Source organism: Deltaproteobacteria bacterium (genome assembly GCA_009692615.1).
In the GTDB taxonomy this organism is placed as follows: Bacteria; Desulfobacterota; Binatia; order UBA9968; family UBA9968; genus DP-20.
Map to the genome: position 1 here is coordinate 1 of SHYW01000089.1, position 21,254 is coordinate 21,254.

Below are 21,254 nucleotides of genomic sequence, written 5' to 3' on the forward strand. Positions count from 1 at the left end.
CGCACACACTTGGCCTATATCGAACCAACTCCAACAAGGTGGGGTTCCGCTATGGCCAGGTTTCTAACTTACGACCTCAACCCAACGCACTACCCTGACATAATCGCGTTGCTGTTAACATGACATATTGACGTTGCCACGACAGGAAATTCCCCGCGCCCTGACACAAACCGTGCCGCAATGCCAATAAGTGAGCAATTACCAGACCACCGCTGTCCCGGCTCGTCTCCCGACCGCAGGCTCCAAAAGAAACCCGCGGCAATGTTGTAAATTTATGGAATTGCAGTTAGTTATCGTTTCATTCTTGAGGCACATGTTGGCACTATGTTGAGTGGCAAAGTCGCAATCGTAACAGGCGGTGGCACGGGAATCGGCAAGGCGATCGCTAGGTCATTGGGCAAATCTGGCGCAGCCGTAGCGATCTTGTCCCGCAGTGCGGCGCATATTGATTCCGCGGCAGCGGAGCTGAGCCGACTCGGCCTGACAGTATTAGCCTTGCCGACGGACGTGAGAGACAAGGCCCAGATTCAACGCGCCCTCGCGGAGATCGTTGCCAAGTGGGGTGGAATCCACATTCTCGTGAATAACGCCGGCATCTCAGGCCTGAGCCCCATCGACGACGAGGACGACAGCAAGTGGCATGACATCATCGCGACCAATCTAAACGGCATGTATCTGATCACCAAAGAGGTGTTAAAACATATGCCGGACAACGCCGGCGGGCGGATCATCAACATCTCATCGGTGCTCGGCAAATTCGGTGTGCCTGGCTACACCGCTTACTGTACCACCAAGCATGGCATGATCGGTTTCACCCGCGCCCTGGCGCTTGAAGTGGTTGGGCGCGGCATCACGGTCAACACCGTTTGTCCCGGCTGGGTCGAGACCGAGATGGCGACGCTGGGCATCAACGAGACCGCCGCGCTGCAAGGCATCACGCCCGCACAGTACAAAGCCCAAGCCCTAGCCGCGGTGCCGATCCAAAGATTTCTCGACGCCGACGAGATCGCCGAACTGGTCACCTACATCGCTTCCGACGCCGCCCGCGGCATCACCGGTCAAGCGATGAACATTTGCGGCGGTCAGACGATGGTGTAATGCCCTCGCCAGCCAAACGATCATCAATTCACCGTGGACGCCCAAACCCTTCAAGTTCGCAATCCCGCGACGCTAGAAATCATCACCGAACTGAAAACCACTGCTCCCGCCGACATGGCGACGATGGTGCAGCGCGGTCGTCAATCGCAATGGCTCTGGCAACAGACCAGCTTCGCCGAACGGCGCAAGATTTTTTTTCGCCTGCGCGATCTCTTGCTCGACGATAGCGACCGGTTAGCCGACATCCTGACCGGTGAAACCGGCCGGCCGCGCGCCGAGGTGTGCGGCAACGAACTTTTTTATCTGTGCAACGCCATCGGCATGTGGGCGAAAAAAGCAGAAGAGTTTTTACGGCCGGAAATCATCCGGCCGCACTTTCCCTTGGTGAAGTTTAAGAAAGTCGTGTGCAGCTACCAGCCGCGCGGCGTCATCGGCATTATCAGTCCGTGGAATTTTCCCCTGACCATGACCTTGGGCGAAGCGATTCCAGCTCTGATGGCGGGCAATGCCGTCATTATCAAACCGTCCGAGCTGACGCCGCTTTCAGCTCTTTACGGCGCTGAGATCGCCGCCAAAGCCGGCTTGCCGGAGAATCTTTTTCAAGTGGCCGTCGGTTACGCTGCGACGGGCGAAGCGCTGATCGATCATGCCGACATGATCGCCTTTACCGGCAGTGTCGAAACCGGCAAAAGGGTCATGCGCCGGGCCGCCGAACGACTGGTTCCGGTGTCGCTGGAACTGGGCGGCAAAGATCCGCTGATCGTTCTCAAGGACGCCGATCTCGATCGCGCCGCCGGCGCCTGCGTTTGGGGCGCACTGATGAATTGCGGACAGGCCTGCACGTCCATCGAACGGGTTTACGTCGAAGCGCCGGTGTATCGAGAATTTGTCGACAAGGTCGTCGCCCGCGTGCGCGCCATTCGTCAGGGCGCGAGCGCGGATGAAGTCGATGTCGGCAGCCTGACATCGGAACAGCAATTGAATAAAATCACGGCGCAGGTCGAAGAAGCCGTGGCGCGCGGCGCCAAGCTTTTAGCCGGCGGCCGACGCAACCCGACGCTCAAAGGTTTCTATTACGAGCCCACCGTACTGGTCGACGTCAATCACACCATGAGCATCATGAACGAAGAAACCTTCGGCCCGGTAATCCCGATCATGCAAGCACGCGACGCCGATGAGGCGCTGCGGTTAGCCAACGATTCCAAGTACGGCTTGAGCGCGAGCGTATTTTCGAAAGACCGCGCGGTCGCGCAAAACTTCGCCACTCATCTCGACAGCGGCGCGGTGTGCGTCAACGATAGTCTGGTCAATTTTATCATCCCCGATGCGCCCATGGGCGGGCGTAAAGAGAGCGGCTTTGGCGCCCGTCACGGCGCCCAAGGGATTCGCAAATTTTGCCAGCAGAAGACCATCGTCAGCGATCGCTTCGGCCTCAAAGAAGAATTTCCCTGGTATCCGGCAACGGCGAAAAAAGCTAATCAGGTGCGCCACCTGCTCAACTTGCTTTGCCACACCGGCTGGCGCCACAAGCTCAAGGCGTTTATCGGTCTGATTAAAAGCTAAACTCGCTTGAACTCGACTGGAGATTCAACTAAATATTTACGATACCATTTTAACGATTGCCCAGAGGAGAATTTTCATGGCCAAAGATTTACCGAGCTTCATCGCCAAAGAAGGCGCCAACCGCGAAGGCGCCGTCATTCGCGAGAAAAATTTTATCGATGCCAACAATTATGAGACCGTGGCTTATCTAAAGCATCTCGACGTGCGCAACGAGCCGAAGATGGTGCTGTTCGAAAATTTACCGGCGCTCAATGGCCAGAAGTCGGCGTTCCCGATGTTTTACAATCCCTGGGTGACGCGCCAATACGTTGCCGACTCCCTCGACATGGGCGATATCAAATCGCCCTTGGATGTCAGCCTCGAAGTCGCCAAGCTCGAACAGCAACAGGGCAGCGTGCAAATCATCCCCGCCGACAAAGCTCCGGTGAAGGAAGTCGTGCTCACCGGTGACAAAGCCGACTTGAGAATTCTCCCCATGCCGATGCATCAGAAAGGCGACGCCGGTCCCTATCACACGATGACCTGTGCCATGAAGGGACTCGACAGCGACTACTACGACATCACCTTTACCAAGAATAAATTTCACGACCCGCAGCACATGAGCTTCTCGGCGCACAAGCATCACCATCTCGAAGCCATGGCCTGCGAATACGAAGCGAAAAATCTGCGCGCGCCGGTGATCGTCATTCTCGGCCACCACCCGGCTTTTTATCTATCTTCCTGCGCCATGACCGCCATGGGCAACAACGATTATCTGACCGCCTCGGCATTTTTGAAAGAACCTCTGCGCCTGACCCCTTCGACGACTTGGGGCGATAAGTTCATGGTGCCGGCGGATGCCGAAGTGATCATCGAAGGCGAGGTTCTTCCCGGCGTGCGCCAGTCGCAAAACCCGTTCGGCGAAATCCTCGGCTATGCTCAACCGAAAATGGACGTGCCGGTCATCGAAGTCACCGCCATCACCCACCGGCGCGGCGCCATTGTCGAAGATTTCTGGCCCGGCCACATGGATCACTGGAACTTGGGCAGTATTCCGAAAGAAGGCAGCACCTACAACGTCATCAAGAAAAATGTCCCAGGCATCAAGGGTATCCATCTGGCTTCGTCGGGTTGCGGCCGGTGCATCTGCTACATCTCGATCAAAAAAGAATTTGAGAACGAGCCCAACAAAGCCGGCATGCAAGCTTTTGTCGAAATGCCCAACTTGAAACTGGCGGTCATCGTCGATGATGACATCGACCCGTACAACGAGCGCGAAGTGATGTGGGCCGTGGCCACCCGCGTGCATTGGGACAAGGACATCGAGATCATCCGCGAAGTGCAGAGCTTCCGCGGCTGGCTGGGCGACGCCGTGGCGATCATCGACGCGACGATTCCTCTAAAGTCGAAAGACGAATGGCCGGTGCGCAATGAAGTCGAGCCGGCGGCTTTCGAACGCATGGCGAAGTTCTTCAAGTAAGAGACGCGATCATGGCCGACAAACTCAGATTCATTTACAAAGCGACGTGAACCGCGTGCCGTAAAGCAAGAAGTTTCTTGCAAGCGAAAAAGATCGATTTCGAAGAGCGTGAATACGGCAAGCAACCATTCACGGAAAAAGAATTGCGGGAAATCATCGGCGACGATCCCATCGAGCCGTTCCTGAGCACGCGCACGGCACTCTACAAGGAGATGAACATGAAGCAGAAACCGCCGTCCAAAGACCAAGCGATCAAGCTCATGCTCAAGGATGCCAATCTGCTCAAACGGCCGGTGTTCATCAAAGGCAAAAATAAACTCACCGGCTTCAACGAAGCGGAAGTCAAAAAACTTTTTTAGCCGTGAGCGGCGCGCGGCTTGCCCATGAAAACCAAAGGCGAAATCGAAGCGGAAATTAGCCGCGCCATCGTTCAATTCGAAATCGACTACATGGGCCGCGGCCCGAAAGAAACCACCACTCATATCGTCGAGGATATGGTCGTCGTTCGCCTCAAGGGAGTTTTGACTCCGGCGGAAGAGCAGCTGACACAATCAACTGACGGCAAAGAACTGGTCAAAAAAATGCGCGCGACTCTGATCGACAAAGCGCGCCCGCTTTTGTACCAGGTCGTTGGCGATATTACCGAAGCGACAATTCTCGATCTGCATACCGACATCAGCACCGAATCCGGCGAACGGGTCTTTGTCTTTTCCTTAGATAACAATCTGGGGAAATCTCTAGCCCGCAATAAAAGCTCTTGACATATGACCGCCTCGTCTCTATAAACGCCACAGTCTGACGATGTCCCGAAAGGTTGGTTTGAAAAAACTAAACCAGTCGGGAAATGGGCCGACCAAGGAAACTCAGGTTTCCGGTCGGCCTTTTTATTTGGCTCGATCTTTGGTCAAAGGCGCTAGTTAACACGGGAGGTATTGGACATGAACTCTACGATTTATATGATTGCTGGCGTGCTCCTCGTCATTTTGGGCGCCGTTGGTATCTACCACATTCGCGAAGCGCCAGGATTAGCTATGTTCGCGACGATGGGTTTGATCGGCGGGATCGCGATGATAGTCAAGGGCAGCAACAAATTTTGAGACTAGCGCGGCTCCACATCAACCAGTGCCCATTAGAAAAGAGCGAACATCTCTCTTTTCTAAGGCAAGGTATGACACCGGCCCCAGCTTGCTGGGTAGACGTAGGTATTGAACTCGCGACATCGACACCGATGCGGTGAACGTTTTCTGGTGCCAGGACGCAGTGCTTTTCCCAGCCTCCCGTGCAGGCTTGTAGCTAAGCTGACAAACCGCTAGAGGCCCGCATCACCCACCAATCTCAATTTGCACTTGCGAACCTTGATGCATTAGTCGCAAGTTGCTAGACAGTCGCTATGCAATGTCCAAAATGCAAAACCGAATCTTTGGTCGAAGTTACCGTGGACAAAACAGCCGTAGACCGCTGCACCGTGTGCAATGGCACCTGGTTTGACGACCATGAACTAAGCCAATTGCTGGCGGAAGAGGCGACTCAAGTGGCTCGTTTACTGAAAGGCGCGACAGTCGAAGAAGCCGCCGGAAAAAAAGGCCACTGCCCGCGCGATGGGTCGTTATTGCTTCGCATCTATAGCGCCATCGACCACTCTGTCATCATCGACGCCTGCGCCGATTGTCACGGCATCTGGCTTGACGGTGGCGAATTTGAAAAACTTTACGCGACGAAACACCGCCGGTGAACGTACGCCGCGAAATGACCTGTCGCTCGTGCGCGAGTACTTGAAATCGACACACAAAGAACGCCACCCGTTAAGCTAATCAATCGCCGAGCCGCGCTTTAGCCGCTTCCGAAATCGCCACCACGGCTGGATGTTTCAATTTCCGGTCCAATGAAATCGCGTAGAACCGCTCAATCACGTCGGCGAGGTTGCCGACGATCTTTACGTCGTACTGCTTTTGCACCTCCGCGGCGATCACAGCCGGTGCGAAGAATAAACCATGCCCGCGTCGGCCAAACACTTTCAACAAAGCGCTATCTTCAAACTCCGCGATGACGTGCGGAACGATACTTTTGCCATCAAACCACTGATCCAATGAGCGCCGCGCCGTTGTGTTTCGCGTTGGCAGCAAAAATGGCGCGCCGTCGAGGGAACGCGGGAAACCGCGGCGGTATTGCACCGCTAGTTTTGGGGTGCCAAAAAGAATCATGCCGCATTCGCCGAGCAGGTGGCTGAACGCTTTGACATTGAGCGCAGGGTCGATTGGAGAATCGGCCAACACCACGTCGACATCGTGCAGAGCCAACGCCGGCAAGAGTTCTTCGTTGGTGCCCTCCCGGCAGACGATCCGGTAGGAGTCTTTTAGGCTGAGCGCCGGTTCAATGAGTCGATAAGCGACCAGCTTTGGCAAGACGTCAGCTACGCCGATGGTCAGGCGGGCGAGACGGCCTTCGGGCCGACCTTTGAGGGTCCCCAACATTTCCTGCCCCAAAGAAAAAATCTCATCGGCATAGCGAAACACCAATTTCCCGGTGTCGGTTAAAACTAGCTTACGCCCGAAACGGCGAAACAACTTCTCGCCCAGTGCTTTTTCCAATGAGTTGATCTGCGCGCTCACCGTCGCCTGAGTTAGGCGCAACTCTGCGCCGGCGAGCGAGACACTGCCGATCCGCGCCACGGTCCAGAAATATAGCAGATGATGATAGTTGAGCCATTCCATGGTGCGTCATCATAGTGCGGTTTTTTCTATCGATCAATCAACTATTATGAATTAGTGAAATGCCGGGACCGGACTTATGTTACTCGATGAAACCTAGAGGACATCGCGAAAGGAGTCACATTTATGAGTTTTGGACCCAGTGAGTATGCTCATCTCGCTATGGGTAAGTTGTTCGAGTCCGACATATTGCTGTCAGAGCAGTATTATTCAACCTTGCGAAAAAGCCATCACGATAACCCCGAGCGGCGCTTGATGGCTGCGGTGTTGGAAGACGTTGTGGCATGTCTCTCCGTCGATGTGCGCCGGTGCTCGCGCCGGCAGCGGCGCGATTTTAACGATGCCCGAAATTGGCTCAACGCTCCCAATGACAGCGACTGGGTCTTTTCTTTTAGCAACATCTGCGAAGCGCTGGGCATCGACCCCGATTATCTAAGGGCAGGACTAAACCGGTGGCAGATCACATGTCGAGATCGACCCGGCGCGCTGTCAGGATCACGACCCAATCGATCCGGCTTGCGCCACAAACACTTCAGGTTAAGAGCTTGATGATACCGGCGGCGATGTATTCGCAATGGCACTCTTTATCGACAAAGTCTAAGGATGCGTACCGCAAAATTTGCGCCGGCTGGAGATCGAGATGAACACATTTAAAACCACCTTTTTGATGACGCTTCTGACGGTGATTCTGGTCACAATCGGCGGGTCGCTGGGTGGCCAAGGGGGCATGATGATGGCTTTCATCTTTGCCGTGATCATGAACGGTGGCAGTTACTGGTTCAGTGACAAGATCGTTCTACGTATGTACGGGGCAAAGGAGATCGGCGCGGACGAGGCTCCGACCCTTCATCGCATCGTGCGAGACTTAACCTTGCGCGCGCAGATGCCCATGCCCAAACTCTATCTGATTCCTCAGGAAGCACCGAATGCTTTTGCCACGGGCAGAGATGAGAAGCACGCTGCCGTGGCAGTCACGGACGGCATCCTTGCGATCCTGAATGAAAACGAATTACGCGGGGTGCTGGCTCATGAACTCTCCCACATCAAGAACCGAGATATCCTCGTTGGGACTATCGCCGCGACTATGGCCGGCGCGATTTCGATGCTCGCGAACATGGCTCACGGGGGAATGATCTTCGGCGGAAGAAGTAGCGACGATCGGGAGGGAGGTCACCCAATGGTTGCTTTGCTCATGATCATCGTAGCGCCACTGGCGGCGATGTTGGTTCAGATGGCGATCTCGCGCCACCGGGAATTTGGTGCGGATGAGACAGGCGCAGGGATTTCTGGCGATCCAGCGAGTCTCGCCAGTGCGCTGAAAAAACTGGAACAGGGGGCGGAACGCAATCCGATGGAAGCCAACCCGGCCACCGCTCACATGTTCATCGTTAATCCGCTGACAGGTGGAGGCCTGATGCAACTGTTCAGCACCCATCCGCCCATGCAGGAGCGGATCAGACGGCTTGAGGCAATGAAGGGTGTATCGCGATGACGGCACCCGGCATAGTGATTTTGCTTTTTGGCCTCCTGGTGCTAGGAGGCGGAATCATCGGTTATACCAACTCCGCAAGCATCGTATCCCTCATCGGAGGGAGCGCCTCTGGGCTTGGACTGCTGGCCAGCGGGCTGGGCGTGCTTAGACGAAAAGAGCTGGGGTTTGTTTTCGCGCCTTTCATAACCCTTTTGCTAATCGCGTTTTTCGCCTGCAGTTTAATGCTGAACGGCGACTTTATTCCGTCGGGCTTGATGGGAATTCTCGGACTCGTTGCCTTAGTCCTCTATTGGGCCCTACCGGCAAGGGAAAATCTATGACACCAGAGAGCCTTTACTTATGGATCGTTTTTAACCTTTTCGTTCTGGGCATGCTGGCCCTCGACTTACTGGTGTTCCACCGTGAAGCGCATACGGTTTCACTGCGAGAGGCTTTCACGTGGAGCGTAGTTTGGATTTTCCTAGCGATGCTCTTCAACTTGGGAATTTACTACATGTGGGGCTCCAAAAAGGCGATGGAGTTTCTTGCCGGATACCTGATCGAAAAGTCCCTGAGCGTAGACAACATCTTTGTTTTCATCATGATCTTTTCCTACTTTGCCGTGCCGCCGATGTACCAACATCGGATCCTTTTCTGGGGCATCCTCGGCGCCCTGGTCATGCGGGCGATATTTATCGCGGCGGGTGCCGCCCTGCTGAGCGCGTTTCATTGGATCGTCTACATCTTCGGCGGCTTTCTGGTGTTCACCGGCATCAAAATGTTTTTCGCCGGCGAGAAAAAACTTGCGCCGGAAAAGAATCCGCCGTCATGTTACTGCGGCGCTGGATGCCGATCACCAATAAGTTTGAAGGCCAATGTTTTTTTGTCCGCATTGATCAACGCGTCTGGGCCACACCGCTCTTCGTGGTTTTGCTGGTTATTGAGACTACGGACGTGATCTTCGCCGTCGACTCTATCCCGGCAATCTTCGCCATTACTCTCGACCCCTTCATCGTTTACACATCCAACATTTTCGCCATTTTGGGACTGCGCGCTCTTTACTTTCTCCTGGCCGGAATCTTGGAGATGTTCCGCTATCTCAAGGTCGGCCTTTCCGGTGTTCTCTGCTTCGTTGGCGTCAAGATGATGCTCGTCGATTTCTACAAGATCCCCATCGGCGTCTCCTTAGGGGTGGTGGCAGGAATTCTGGCCATCTCCATCCTGGCTTCGCTCGTGAAACCGAAACTTGCGGGGCTCGCAACCGCTGGCCTCGATCCCAGCCATATTCCAAGCAAGGAACCGGACATCTCGGGAAAAGAGTCCTGAGCTTGAGATCGAGTGCCCGGCTCAATCTCGATCGCGCAAATCACGATACTCACCTCAACCGCGGTTGACACCCGAAAAACGATATGATGAATTTAGAAACTCAATGAAGCGCTGAGAACTTATCTTAAAGCTCCATTACCAGAAATCATCGATTGGAGACGGAGACTATGGCTGAGGAAACATTGGCTGGGCTTACTCTATTCAACCGCGGTAAAGTCCGCGATATTTACGATCTTGGCGACAAACTTTTGTTGGTCGCCAGCGACCGGATTTCCGCCTTCGACGTGATCTTGCCGACGTTGATTCCCGACAAGGGCAAGATCCTCACCAAGCTGTCGGAATTTTGGTTCGATGTGATGCGCGACATTCTGCCGCATCATCTGATCAGCGCCAACGTCGACGAATTTCCTGCCGCCTGCCAACCGCACAAAGCCAAGCTCGAAGGGCGCAGCATGCTGGTCAAGAAAAGCACACCGGCGCCGGTGGAATGCATCGTGCGCGGCTATTTAGTCGGCTCGGGTTGGAAAGATTATCAAAAAACCGGAGCTGTGTGCGGCATCGCCCTGCCGAAGAATCTTGTCGAAGCCTCGCGCCTCGATCAACCGATCTTCACGCCGTCGACCAAGGCGCCGGTGGGCGAGCACGACATCAACATCAGCTTCGATGAAATGGTCGAAAAAGTCGGCAAGACCAAATCGACCAAAATGCGCGACGCCACCGTGGCGATTTATCAGCGCGCCCGGGTGCTGGCTGAGAAGAAAGGCATCATCATCGCCGACACCAAGTTGGAGTTCGGCATGGAAGGCGACGAGATCATCTTGATCGACGAAGTGCTGACCCCCGATTCGTCGCGCTTTTGGCCCCTGGACGGCTATCGGGCCGGCAAGACGCCGGACAGCTTCGACAAACAGTTCGTGCGCGATTACCTAGTCAACCTACCCTGGGATATGAAATCGCCGCCGCCGGAACTGCCGCCGGATATCGTCAAGAAAACCCAAGACAAGTACAACGAAGCGCTGCGCCGGCTGACAGCGTAGCGCCGCCGACTCATCTTGGCCGGCGTTGGCATTGGCGCAATACGCGTTCGACAACGCGGCGCGCCTTAAGCAGATCGCAGTCGTACGGGATATGAATGAAGCCAAAGGGAAGCTTTAATTTTTTTCGCGCGATCTCCTCCAACAGGATGAACATCGAATAGTTGCAGACATAATCGCCGGCATCTGTTGACCGGCCAATCGATCGGCCCGGCTTGAGCGCCAAGGTCGTCTGTAGAGTCTTCGGGGCTGTGACTTTGATCGGTCGCAGCGCGCTAGTTGGCCTCGACCGCCGACAATTCTTCGCCCGTACTTCCCCTTCAATTCGCTTGCGGCTGCTTTGGCCGAGACCCACGATGACATCGGGCTTATGCCGGCGTAACGCGCCGACGAACTGGCCGCGCTGAAAGCTTACCGGAAAAATTATTTTGCGAAGATCGTTTCGCGCCGGCAATGATTTGATGATTTTCGCGGTGATGTTATCGCGAAACTCGCGGTAGGGTCCGAAACCGTAGAGCAGAACACGCATGCGCGGGATCGATTCAGGGAAACAGACCGGCGACGGTGCTTTTTCCTAGCAACATCAACGCGCCGCCGAGAATCACGAGTAACACGGCGGTGCGCAACTCCGACGACGCGCCGGCCGAGACTTGAGTAAGATCTTCCGGCGGCGGCGTGCCGTGACGCAGCCTCCGGAATTGCCGCTTGACGATGGAAAGAACTCCGAGTCCGGTAGCGATGGCGCCGTCGACCACCATCATATTAGGATTGAGATGCCATTGAACGTCAAGCAGGAGACCGATACCGCCTAGAGCAAAAAAAACAAATACGCCACGACCATCGATAACGCGCGATTTCGCTTGTGTGGCCATAACCCGTTGCTAACTTCCCTGCCGCCAAGCGGCGGCGCCCGCTTAGTCTTTCGCCGCGGCGCGTATTATCGCGCCGCTCTCCCCCCCCGAACCAACTTCGTGATAAATCTGCGCCCCGGTGTTTTTGAACTCTTCCGCCTTCTGTTGCATTCCGGCCGCCAGCGCCGCTTGCTCTTCGACGCCAATCTGCGCCGCGTAGTCGCGCACGTCCTGGGTAATTTTCATCGAGCAGAAGTGCGGCCCGCACATGGAACAGAAATGCGCCACCTTGGCGCCCTGAGCCGGCAGCGTTTCGTCGTGAAATTCCCGCGCGGTTTCGGGATCGAGACTGAGATTGAACTGATCCTCCCAACGGAACTCGAAGCGCGCCGCGCTCAGCGCGTTATCGCGCTCCTGGGCGCCCGGATGGCCCTTGGCTAAGTCCGCCGCATGGGCGGCGATCTTGTAGGCGATGACGCCGTCCTTGACGTCCTTCTTATCGGGCAGGCCGAGATGCTCCTTGGGCGTCACGTAGCAAAGCATCGCCGTGCCGTACCAGCCGATCATCGCCGCGCCGATGGCGCTGGTGATGTGATCGTAGCCCGGCGCGATGTCGGTGGTCAGCGGACCGAGGGTGTAAAACGGCGCTTCATGACAAACTTCCAACTGCTTGGTCATGTTCTCGTGGATCATGTGCATCGGCACATGGCCCGGCCCTTCGATCATCACCTGCACGTCATGCTTCCAAGCGATTTCCGTCAACTCGCCGAGGGTTTCCAATTCGGCGAATTGCGCTTCGTCGTTGGCGTCGGCGATGGAGCCCGGACGTAATCCGTCGCCGAGCGAAAATGCAATGTCGTAAGCCTTCATGATCTCGCAAATATCTTCAAAATGGGTATAGAGAAAACTTTCCTTGTGATGGGCCAGACACCACTTGGCCATGATCGAGCCGCCGCGGGAAACGATGCCGGTGAGACGCTTGGCGGTCAGCGGCACATAACGCAGCAACACACCGGCATGGATGGTGAAATAAGAGACGCCCTGCTCGGCTTGTTCGATCAAAGTATCGCGGAACATTTCCCAGGTCAGATCTTCGGCTTTGCCGTCGACTTTTTCCAACGCCTGATAGATCGGCACCGTACCGATGGGCACCGGCGAGTTGCGCAAAATCCATTCACGGGTTTCATGAATGTCCAAGCCGGTGGACAAATCCATCACCGTGTCGCCACCCCAACGGGTGGCCCAGATCATCTTCTCGACTTCTTCCTCGATGGACGAGGCGACCGCTGAATTGCCGATGTTGGCGTTGATCTTGACGAGAAAGTTGCGGCCGATGATCATCGGTTCGCTTTCCGGGTGATTGATGTTCGAAGGAATGATCGCTCGGCCGCGGGCGACTTCGTCGCGCACGAACTCAGGCGTGACGAATTTGGGAATCGCCGCGCTAAAACTATAACCGGCATGGGTGCGCGCATTCGCCACCGCGCTCTTTTCAAAGGCCTGCTGCCTGCCGAGGTTCTCGCGGATCGCGACGTATTCCATCTCCGGCGTAACGATGCCTTTTTTGGCGTAATGCATCTGCGACACATTGGCGCCGGGCTTGGCGCGCAAGATCGGCCGGCGCGCCGAGTCGGGGAAACGCTCGGTCTGGGGCGCCGAGGCTTTGCCATTTTTCTTCGCCACCGGTTGGTAGCTGGCACCGGCCAGCTCTTCGACGTCGCCACGAGCGCGAATCCAATTCGCGCGCAGCGGCTTCAACCCTTGGCGAATGTCGGTCTTGGCGCTCGGATCGGTGTAAGGGCCCGATGTATCATAAATCATCAACGGTACGTTGGCCGCGGCGTGACTGCCATTACTGTTGCCGTTGCCAGGATGGTCGCTCGACGACAAAGTCACCGCGCGCATCGCCACGCTAACTTCGGGATGGTCATGGCTGTGAACATAAACTTTGTCTGACGCCGGCAATGGTTTGTCGGTAATCAGACTCGGCTGGGTATCGTTTTGAGTCTCAGAATTTGACATGGGATTCCCTCCTTCGGGTTCGACTTGGCAAGCGCCGGCGTGGGTCACACGTGACGGTAAGGTTTAACGTATTGGTCGTACAGGCCGGCTTTACCCTTCTCGGCCAGTTCCTTGGAACGTTCCATCAACACTTCTTTGGTCTCGACGAAAGCTTGGCGATTAAAACCAAGATTGCCCGGATGGGTTCCTGAATCCATCCGGATCGCGTCGCAGGGACAAGCTTCGACGCAGAAGCCGCAGTAGACACAGCGGAGCGTATCGATGTCGTAGCGGATCGGAAATTTCTCCACCGACTTGTCGGAGTATTCCCCCGCTTCGATGTGAATGCATTCCGCTGGACAAGCCGTGGCACAGAGAAAGCAAGCGGTGCACTGCACCGTGTCGTCTGGTTTAAGCGTCAGTCGATGGCGGCCGCGATAGGTATCGGGATAGATCCAGCGCTCCTCGGGATATTGCACCGTGATCGACGCCGACTTTTCTTTAGCGAGACCGAACTTTTGTAAACTATGAACCGCAAGGTTGCGCCAAAAACGATAGCCAGTGACCAACAGGCCGCGGCAAACCTCGGGGAAATATATGCGTTCCCAGAGCGACATTTCTTCGATACGTTTCATCAACCGTCCCTTAAAATATTATTGAAGGAAGCGTCCCTCGGAGAGACCCGTTCAATTGCGCAATTCCATTGTATCATCTTCAGCTTATAGACGAATAGGACGAGTTGTCAAGGAAATGGAACCAAACCTAAACGCCACTTTTAAAAAGATTATTCGCTGTCGTACTGAAGCAATGAAAATACTCGGTGCGGCGCCAGTTTTTGCCGCCCGCCGAGAAAGCCAAGTTCGATCACGAAGGCACATTCGACCACCGTGCCGCCAAGTTTTTCGACGAGTTCGGCAGTCGCCTTGGCGGTGCCGCCGGTGGCGATCAGATCGTCGGCAACGATCACCCGCGCTTTGGGCGCGATGCCGTCGACGTGAATCTCCAACGTGTCCTTGCCGTACTCCAATTCGTAGCTGGCGCTATGCGTATCGAACGGCAACTTGCCCGGTTTACGCACGACACTAAATCCCGCGCCCAATTTGTAAGCCAACGCCGAACCAAAAATAAAGCCGCGCGACTCGATGCCCAATACCGTATCGATCTTCTCGCCGCGATAGCGCTCGGCGAACAGGTCGATGGTCTTAGCGAACAACGGCCCGTTGGCGAGCAACGGCATGATGTCTTTAAAAACAATTCCAGCCTTGGGAAAGTCCGGAATATCGCGAATCGCGTTACGGATGTTGGTGATATCGTCAGCCATCTCTCTCCCTTCCGAAATATCTGAAATCTGTAATTTGTAATCTGAGATTCCTCGCGCAGCGAGGACTAACTCCAAACCTGCCGCGCCGTCTCGACAACCAATTCGAGTTTTCTTTTCTGATCGTCGGCGGAAATCAAATTGCCGACCACGTCGGAGGAAAAGCCGCATTGCGGGCTAATCGCGATCTGATCGAGCGGCGCGTACTTGGCCGCCAGATCGATGCGCCGCTTGAGTTCGTCGATGCTTTCGAGGGCGGCGACTTTAGTGCTGACCAGGCCCAAGACGATCACCTTGCCCTTGGGTAGAAAGCGCAACGGTTCGAAACCGCCCGCCCGCGGTGAATCGTATTCGAACAGAAAACGGTCGTAATTCAATTCATTGAGCAAGCGTTCGGCGATTTCGTCATAAGTGCCTTCGCGATGCCACATACTGCGCTGATTGCCGCGGCAAAGATGAATGCCGAAGGTCACGTCATCGAAACCGGCCAGCATCGCATTGTCCGCTTTTAAGGATCGGCTGAAATTTTCATTAGGATCTTCGCCGCGAGCGCGCATCGCCGCCAAGGACGGCGGATCGACATAGGCGGTGTAACCTGGCGCATCGATTTGCACATAGCGGCACCCGGAGTCGACCAGACCGGAAATGATTTGGCGCTCGACTTTGACGACATCGGCGACAAACTCGTCGAGGCCGGAATAGACCGACAAGGATTTCTGCCAATCGAAGCGCTGAGAAATGCGGTCCGGGCCGATGAGCGCGACTTTGCCGGGACGGTTCGCCACTGAGTCGAGAAAAGCATACTCCTGCGCCGGCACGTTGCGCGCCAGACCGATCTTTTCCAAAACCGGACGGCGTTGCGCCACGGCGGTGCCCTTCTGCTCGCCGCCGTCGGGAATTTCCCAGCGTTGCAACGGACTGCTACCGTCGACCCGTTTCTCGTAGAAGTGCAGACTCGGCTTGCCGGCGTCGTAGCCCGACACCGACTCGCCAAAACTGTCTTGAAAATTGAGCCGGCGGTACTCGCCGTCGGTAACCACCGAAAGACCGATTTCTTCTTGCAGCTTCACCGTGTCGCGAATCAATCGGTCCTCGATCTGTTGCAACCCCTCGAGGCTCAACTTGCCTCCGTCGTAGCTCACCCTGGCGGTTTTCAACTCCGCCGGGCGGAGCAGACTGCCGACCACATCGTTTCTAATTTTCGCCAATTCTTTCATCGCTTCACATCCTAACTTTTCGGCGTGACAATATCGGATGCCGGAACGCAGCACAACTGCGGCAGATAGCGCAGCGGATCCTGGGCCGCGTTGTTCTTGCGAATTTCAAAATGCAGATGCGGCCCGGTGGTGCGCCCGGTGCTGCCGACCTTGGCGATCACTTCACCGCGTCCAACCTGTTGTCCCTCGCGTACTAGATTGACTTGGTTGTGGGCATACACCGAGGCCAGACCGCCGGCGTGACGGATGATCACGATATTGCCGTAGCCGCGCAGCTGATCGGCATAAACCACTTCGCCGCGCTCCACCGCGGCAATCGGCGTGCCCTCTCCCGCCGCGATGTCCACGCCGTCGTGAAAACTCAATCCGCGCGCGCCAAAGTTCGAATTGATCGAGCCGCTCACCGGCCAGAGCAAGCCATCTCCCACCGGCTCCACCGGCACGGGAACGTTGCGGGCGACCGCCGGCGGGTCGCTGGGAGTAATCATCTCCACCGGCAATTGCCGGGTCGCGCCGGGAACAAAAATCGCCTGGCCGACGCGAATCTGACTGGGATCGCGCAAATGATTTAAACGCGCCAACTCTTCGAACGACACGTCATAGGCCTTGCCGATGCGAAACAGATTTTCGCCGGCTTTGACGATGTGATGGATGCCGTCAGCTCTTTTTACCACGGCAGGCGGCCGCTGCGCTGTGCGCCACGAGCAACCGGCCAGCGAGATCATTAAGAACGTGATAGCAATGAAACGAAATTGCATGGAGCTTTTCGCAGCACGCCCGGTAAATTGTCAGCTCACTCGCGCCAACCGTACTTGCCGAGCAGCTTGACGAACTTGCATTCGCCCAGCTGCTCCTGTTTGAAACTGGTCCGGGTACGCGTCATGCGAATCAAGACTTGCGCCTGCTCGTCGCCGATGGGAATCACCAAGCGGCCGCCCACCGACAGCTGATCGAGCAGCGGCCGCGGCGCCTTGGGCGCGCCGGCCGTAACGATGATCGCGTCATAGGGCGCATGCTCGGACCAACCGATGGTGCCGTCGCCGACGTGGAGCGCGATGTTTTGATACTCCAAGCGATCGAGCAACGCCCGCGCTTTTAGCGATAGGGCGCGAATTTTTTCCACGGAAAAAACATTGAAGCAAAGCTCGGCGAGCAGCGCGGTCTGATAAGCCGAGCCGGTGCCGATCTCCAAAACTTTTTCCGACCCGGTCAAGGCCAAGGTCTCGCTCATGCGCGCCGCCATGTAAGGCTGCGACAGCGTCTGCTTGTCGCCGATCGGCAGCGCGCTGTCGTCGTAGGCGCGATTGACGATCCCGGCATCGACAAACAGATGGCGGGGAATCTTGCGCATCGCCGCCAGCACGCGGGCGTCGGCGATACCGCGGGCAACCAGCTGCTCCTGGACCATCCGCTCTCGGGCCCAGGCAAAATCATGGGAGATAGTTTCGGGTGATTTCACTTTTGCCGACAACCGCGCGGAAGGTTGGAACTCATCAGGCGAATAATTGCATCTAATCTAATCAACGCCAGTCGAATGTAGCACGAAACTGGAAAACCTTTCTACAATCGAGCCGGGTCAAGCGCGGACGGGGGTGATCGCTACCGGCCGAAGGCCAGCACTTGCTTGCGCTGTTGCTCGTCACGGATCGCGGCGCCGAAAACCGTTTCAAAATATTTTTCTTTGACCAGCTGGTCAACCAAACTGTTATCGATCATCTTGCCGAAGTCGGCGCCTTTTAGTTCCTGGGCTTGGCGCTCCACCACCGCATCGATGGAACCTTTGAGAACATAGGGAATCGGCTCCAGCACCCGGGCCTTATTGAATAATTCGTAAACCCGGTTGGCATCGTCGAGGTTACTGATGCCACCGAACTTGATCATTGTCGCGGCGGCGAACGGCTTATCGTCGTAGAACCGTTTGATCGCTTCAGCGTGGGCTTTGATGAACGCCAACACGGTCGGACGTTCTTTGCCGAGCGCGTCGCGGCGAAACAGATAATAGGTCGATACGTAAATGTCTTCGTGATCCAACAACACCGCCAGCACCGGCAAACCCGCCGACTGCAAGCGAAAGTACGCCGGCGCGGTGATCAGAGCGGCATCGACCAGACCGCTTTGCAGCGCCGCGGCGCGGGTCGCCGCGTCCACGCCGATCGACACCCACTGAACATCGCGCGGCGCGATGCCGTACTTACGCAGCAAGCTAACCGCCATGTGATAGGGCGGATCGCCAACCCGGCCGATGCCAATTTTTTTACCTGCCAATTGCTTCATGTCAGTGGCGGTTTTGGATCCAATCATGGCGAAGGAACCCTTGTTCAAGAAACCGCCGAGAATCACCAGCGAAGAATCCTTCGCCGCGGCGAGCAAAGCGGGATCGCTACCCGCTGAAGTCATCGCCGCCTGACCGGTGATCACCGCGACGATGGGCGACGGGTGCACCGCGTATACCAGCTCGACATCGAGGCCATACTTGGCATATAGGCGCGCCTCTTTGGCGATCCACAACGGCCACGACGCGCCGCTGCGGGCGCCGACCATCGCCACGGTCTTTTGTAACGGCTGGGCCGACACAGAAGTAGCGGGCGTTATGGAAACGGCGATGGCAATCGCCAGGCCAGCCAAGCGTCGAAGTAAACTAGCCATCGTTGGGGCCTAATCCTGCGAATATTTCCCGCCAGTCCGCGCCCGCCGGTAAGACACCTTTTAGCGACCGCAACCGTGAAAAATCGTTCGCCCGCGGATCATAAATGACGTGCGGCGGTGCTTTTCCTGCGCGCACCGAGTTCACTGCACCGAGCAGCGTCCCGCGCAAGGCGATGATGGTTTTATCGCTATAGCCGAGATGCTCTTTCGATCGGTCGAAGATTGCACCCATGCTCTCGGTCGCGCAGCCGTCTTGTTCGGCGGGATTGACGGCTTCAATTCCTGAATAGAGAAGCGTCCGCTGGTGCTCGCGGTCGATCAGATAGTCGTTGTGCAAGTTGCGCTTGCGTCGGTAGTCGGTCTCAACCCAACTGCGCAAACTTTTTCGTTCAGCGTCATCGAACGGCTGCTTGCGCATGTTCAAAATATAAAGCCAGCTCGAGCCGTCGTCGATCGGCACCCAAAAGCGAAAACCGCGCAGGTCGTCTTCATCGAACTTGGCGGTCGGCGGACCGGGCACGATACTGAAGGACGGCATGATGTACGGACTTGTGCGCACATAAATCTGCGTGGCGCCGAATTTGCGGATCGAGATCGCGCGCATGCCGTAGTCGGTAGCCTCGGCTTCCAAGGTCGGCGCGCCGTCGCGCTTCAAGCGCTCGGCGTTTTGAATATTGTTGTTGTGCAAGAACGAAATATGGGCCGAGTCGAAATCCCCTTCAATGCCTTGAAGATAATTGCATTGGAGCAAAGATTTCACTGGAAACAATTGGCCCAGCGTCAAATCGGCCCACTCGTAACGCGGCAGCACCGGCAGTTTCTCCGCTGGCCCCATATAGCTAAAAATCATCCCGGCGATTTCTTGGCATGGGTAGGCGGTATGGTGAAGCTTGCCGCGAAAGTCGCTGCCCGCCGGCTCGGCGGGGGTTTCCAAGACATTGCCCTGCGCGTCGTACTTCCAACCGTGATAAATGCAGCGCAAACCACATTCCTCGTTACGGCCAAAGAACAACGAGGTGCCGCGATGGGCGCAGCGCTCGCCGAGCAAGCCAACCCGGCCCAAAGAATCGCGAAAGGCGACCAAATCTTCGCCGAGCAATCTGACCCGCACCGGCGGGCAGTCGGGCGCTGGAATTTCCTCCGACAACAACGCCGGGATCCAATAACAACGCATCAACCGCCCCATCGCGGTGCCCGGTCCAACGCGGGTTAGTCGTTCATTCTCCTCGCGCGAAAGCATCGGTACTCCTAATTTCCAACTGACAACCGATCGCCGACTCCTGCCAACTATTTCAAATTGAACACCGCTTTGGCGTTGTCGCAGAATATTTTCTGCTTATCCGCCGCGCTGACGGTTTCAATGTTCTCCAGCATCGGCTTGACGTTGTCCATCGAGCGGCCGGTGGCGGGATCGACCGACGAACCGGTGCCCGGACATTCGGTGCCGAACAGGCAGCGGTCGGCGCCGACGGTTTTGATCAACAAGCGCAGGGCGTCTTCGGTGTAAAGCACGGTGTCGAAGTAGAGTTTGCGCAAGCCGTCGGAAAAACGCGCGCCGGTGCCGCGGCGCAGCGACGGCGCTTCGAAGCGGCCGAGCTGATAGGGGATCGCGCCGCCGCCGTGGCTGACGATGATTTTCAGTTTGGGAAAATCTTGGAACACCGTCGAGTTCACCAAGCCGAACACCGCGATGGTCTCTTCGTTGATGAAGTGAACGGAATAAGGACTGCGCTCCGATCGTGAGCCAGTGCCGTGCAAATGCGCGGGCACGTCCAACTCGCAAAGTTTTTCGTAAAGTGGATACCAGTAGCGATCGCCTAGCGCCGGCGCTTCTTGGCCGCCGTTTTCGTAGGGATAGGGATTGAGTAGACAACCGACGAAGCCCAACTTAACGCACCGTTCAAGCTCGGCCAAAACATTTTGAATCGGCTCCCCCGCCGCCTGGGGCAAGGCGCAGACGCCGAGAAACGTGCCGGGGAACAGCTTCATCTGGCGGGCGATGATGTTGTTGCACTCTTCGGCGAACCAGTGCACCAAGCGCGCCGGCTTCTCCGATTACATCAACTGAAACGGCCGCGGCGAGATCAATTGCAAGTCCGTGCCGTGGTCTTTCAAATAATCGAGATGGCCCTTGGCCCAATTCTCTTTGCGGTTCGCCGCGGCGCGGATCTAGTCGTCGGAAACGTTGACGCCGCCACGGCCGTGGGAGCCGCGCGCCGATAGTATATTTGCCTTGTAAGCCCACAACTCGGTGGGCGCCGATACATGTCCGTGCACGTCAATAATCATAAATCATATTGCTTCTCCCTTGCCCAATCTATTTATCTTTGAACAGGCGCCGAAGCAAGTAGAAATTGGCGCCGCTGCCGGTTAAGATGCCGGCCAGAATTGGAACGCTGGGGGTCAGACTTTTATATCTCGACTTTCTTGTTCAACCGATTGATCTCCCGTCGAAGCATTTCGTCCTTGGCGATGCGCTCGGCGAGTCGTCCGATCAATGTCCCCACCGTGGCGGCATCCCGTCCAAAATATCTCGCCACTTCGCCGAGTGCGTATCCCTGG

Annotated in this window: 21 protein-coding genes and 2 pseudogenes; 11 read left to right on the plus strand and 12 right to left on the minus strand. The window is 56.2% G+C overall.

What is annotated here, in order from left to right:
* Nucleotides 1-324: 324 nt before the first annotated feature.
* The 6 genes from EXR70_18655 to EXR70_18680 all read left to right on the plus strand — a co-directional run bounded on the left by EXR70_18655 (nucleotide 325) and on the right by EXR70_18680 (nucleotide 5,852).
* On the plus strand, nucleotides 325-1,098 hold the full coding sequence (locus EXR70_18655) for an SDR family NAD(P)-dependent oxidoreductase (protein ID MSP40516.1): 774 nt from the start codon (nucleotides 325-327) through the stop codon (nucleotides 1,096-1,098).
* Between the two features lie 33 nt (nucleotides 1,099-1,131).
* The gene (locus EXR70_18660; GenBank protein MSP40517.1) at nucleotides 1,132-2,661 is read left to right on the plus strand and encodes an aldehyde dehydrogenase family protein; all 1,530 of its coding nucleotides are present in this window, start codon (nucleotides 1,132-1,134) and stop codon (nucleotides 2,659-2,661) included.
* Nucleotides 2,662-2,737: 76 nt separating this feature from the next.
* Nucleotides 2,738-4,120: a UbiD family decarboxylase gene (locus EXR70_18665; protein MSP40518.1), complete on the plus strand. Its 1,383-nt coding sequence runs from the start codon at nucleotides 2,738-2,740 to the stop codon at nucleotides 4,118-4,120.
* Nucleotides 4,121-4,197: 77 nt separating this feature from the next.
* Nucleotides 4,198-4,479, plus strand: coding sequence for an arsenate reductase family protein (locus EXR70_18670; GenBank protein ID MSP40519.1), 282 nt, complete (start codon nucleotides 4,198-4,200; stop codon nucleotides 4,477-4,479).
* Nucleotides 4,480-4,503: 24 nt separating this feature from the next.
* Nucleotides 4,504-4,881: a DUF2294 domain-containing protein gene (locus tag EXR70_18675; GenBank protein MSP40520.1), complete on the plus strand. Its 378-nt coding sequence runs from the start codon at nucleotides 4,504-4,506 to the stop codon at nucleotides 4,879-4,881.
* Between the two features lie 629 nt (nucleotides 4,882-5,510).
* Nucleotides 5,511-5,852: a hypothetical protein gene (locus tag EXR70_18680; protein MSP40521.1), complete on the plus strand. Its 342-nt coding sequence runs from the start codon at nucleotides 5,511-5,513 to the stop codon at nucleotides 5,850-5,852.
* 79 nt (nucleotides 5,853-5,931) lie between these two features.
* Here the strand turns inward: EXR70_18680 and nhaR are convergent, their stop codons facing one another.
* Entirely contained in the window at nucleotides 5,932-6,831 is a 900-nt protein-coding gene (gene nhaR / locus EXR70_18685; protein ID MSP40522.1) for a transcriptional activator NhaR, read from the minus strand.
* Nucleotides 6,832-6,954: 123 nt separating this feature from the next.
* On the opposite strand from nhaR, the gene EXR70_18690 reads away from it, so the two are divergent.
* The 5 genes and pseudogenes from EXR70_18690 to EXR70_18710 all read left to right on the plus strand — a co-directional run bounded on the left by EXR70_18690 (nucleotide 6,955) and on the right by EXR70_18710 (nucleotide 10,662).
* A complete protein-coding gene (locus tag EXR70_18690; protein ID MSP40523.1) occupies nucleotides 6,955-7,377 on the plus strand; it encodes a hypothetical protein in 423 nt (140 codons plus the stop codon).
* 91 nt (nucleotides 7,378-7,468) lie between these two features.
* Entirely contained in the window at nucleotides 7,469-8,320 is an 852-nt protein-coding gene (gene htpX, locus EXR70_18695; protein MSP40524.1) for a zinc metalloprotease HtpX, read from the plus strand.
* Nucleotides 8,317-8,640 (plus strand): hypothetical protein, encoded by a 324-nt coding sequence (locus EXR70_18700; protein MSP40525.1) that lies wholly within the window; start codon nucleotides 8,317-8,319, stop codon nucleotides 8,638-8,640. The genes htpX and EXR70_18700 overlap by 4 nt, the downstream gene beginning before the upstream one ends.
* Nucleotides 8,637-9,625 (plus strand): annotated as a pseudogene (locus EXR70_18705) (TerC family protein). The gene EXR70_18700 and the pseudogene EXR70_18705 overlap by 4 nt, the downstream one beginning before the upstream one ends.
* A gap of 167 nt (nucleotides 9,626-9,792) precedes the next feature.
* On the plus strand, nucleotides 9,793-10,662 hold the full coding sequence (locus tag EXR70_18710) for a phosphoribosylaminoimidazolesuccinocarboxamide synthase (GenBank protein ID MSP40526.1): 870 nt from the start codon (nucleotides 9,793-9,795) through the stop codon (nucleotides 10,660-10,662).
* A 10-nt stretch (nucleotides 10,663-10,672) separates the two neighbouring features.
* Here the strand turns inward: EXR70_18710 and EXR70_18715 are convergent, their stop codons facing one another.
* The 11 genes and pseudogenes from EXR70_18715 to EXR70_18765 form a co-directional block, all read right to left on the minus strand.
* Nucleotides 10,673-11,188, minus strand: a complete 516-nt coding sequence (locus tag EXR70_18715) for a hypothetical protein (protein ID MSP40527.1) — start codon at nucleotides 11,186-11,188, stop codon at nucleotides 10,673-10,675.
* A 13-nt stretch (nucleotides 11,189-11,201) separates the two neighbouring features.
* Nucleotides 11,202-11,531, minus strand: coding sequence for a hypothetical protein (locus tag EXR70_18720; GenBank protein MSP40528.1), 330 nt, complete (start codon nucleotides 11,529-11,531; stop codon nucleotides 11,202-11,204).
* A 42-nt stretch (nucleotides 11,532-11,573) separates the two neighbouring features.
* Nucleotides 11,574-13,532 (minus strand): phosphomethylpyrimidine synthase ThiC, encoded by a 1,959-nt coding sequence (gene thiC / locus EXR70_18725; GenBank protein MSP40529.1) that lies wholly within the window; start codon nucleotides 13,530-13,532, stop codon nucleotides 11,574-11,576.
* A gap of 44 nt (nucleotides 13,533-13,576) precedes the next feature.
* Nucleotides 13,577-14,146 (minus strand): NADH-quinone oxidoreductase subunit I, encoded by a 570-nt coding sequence (locus EXR70_18730; protein MSP40530.1) that lies wholly within the window; start codon nucleotides 14,144-14,146, stop codon nucleotides 13,577-13,579.
* A gap of 149 nt (nucleotides 14,147-14,295) precedes the next feature.
* The gene (locus tag EXR70_18735) at nucleotides 14,296-14,820 is read right to left on the minus strand and encodes an adenine phosphoribosyltransferase (GenBank protein MSP40531.1); all 525 of its coding nucleotides are present in this window, start codon (nucleotides 14,818-14,820) and stop codon (nucleotides 14,296-14,298) included.
* A gap of 77 nt (nucleotides 14,821-14,897) precedes the next feature.
* Nucleotides 14,898-16,046, minus strand: a complete 1,149-nt coding sequence (locus EXR70_18740) for a methionine synthase (GenBank protein MSP40532.1) — start codon at nucleotides 16,044-16,046, stop codon at nucleotides 14,898-14,900.
* Nucleotides 16,047-16,057: 11 nt separating this feature from the next.
* Nucleotides 16,058-16,804: a M23 family metallopeptidase gene (locus tag EXR70_18745; protein ID MSP40533.1), complete on the minus strand. Its 747-nt coding sequence runs from the start codon at nucleotides 16,802-16,804 to the stop codon at nucleotides 16,058-16,060.
* Between the two features lie 35 nt (nucleotides 16,805-16,839).
* Nucleotides 16,840-17,454 carry a protein-L-isoaspartate(D-aspartate) O-methyltransferase gene (locus tag EXR70_18750; protein MSP40534.1) on the minus strand — a complete coding sequence of 205 codons (615 nt, stop codon included), beginning with the start codon at nucleotides 17,452-17,454 and terminating at the stop codon, nucleotides 16,840-16,842.
* Between the two features lie 191 nt (nucleotides 17,455-17,645).
* Complete coding sequence (locus EXR70_18755; protein ID MSP40535.1) at nucleotides 17,646-18,692, minus strand: hypothetical protein; 1,047 nt, start codon at nucleotides 18,690-18,692, stop codon at nucleotides 17,646-17,648.
* A complete protein-coding gene (locus EXR70_18760) occupies nucleotides 18,685-19,932 on the minus strand; it encodes an aromatic ring-hydroxylating dioxygenase subunit alpha (GenBank protein ID MSP40536.1) in 1,248 nt (415 codons plus the stop codon). Before EXR70_18760 ends, EXR70_18755 begins: the two co-directional genes overlap by 8 nt.
* Nucleotides 19,933-19,979: 47 nt before the next feature.
* A pseudogene (locus EXR70_18765) lies at nucleotides 19,980-20,981 on the minus strand (amidohydrolase).
* Between the last annotated feature and the right edge of the window lie 273 nt (nucleotides 20,982-21,254).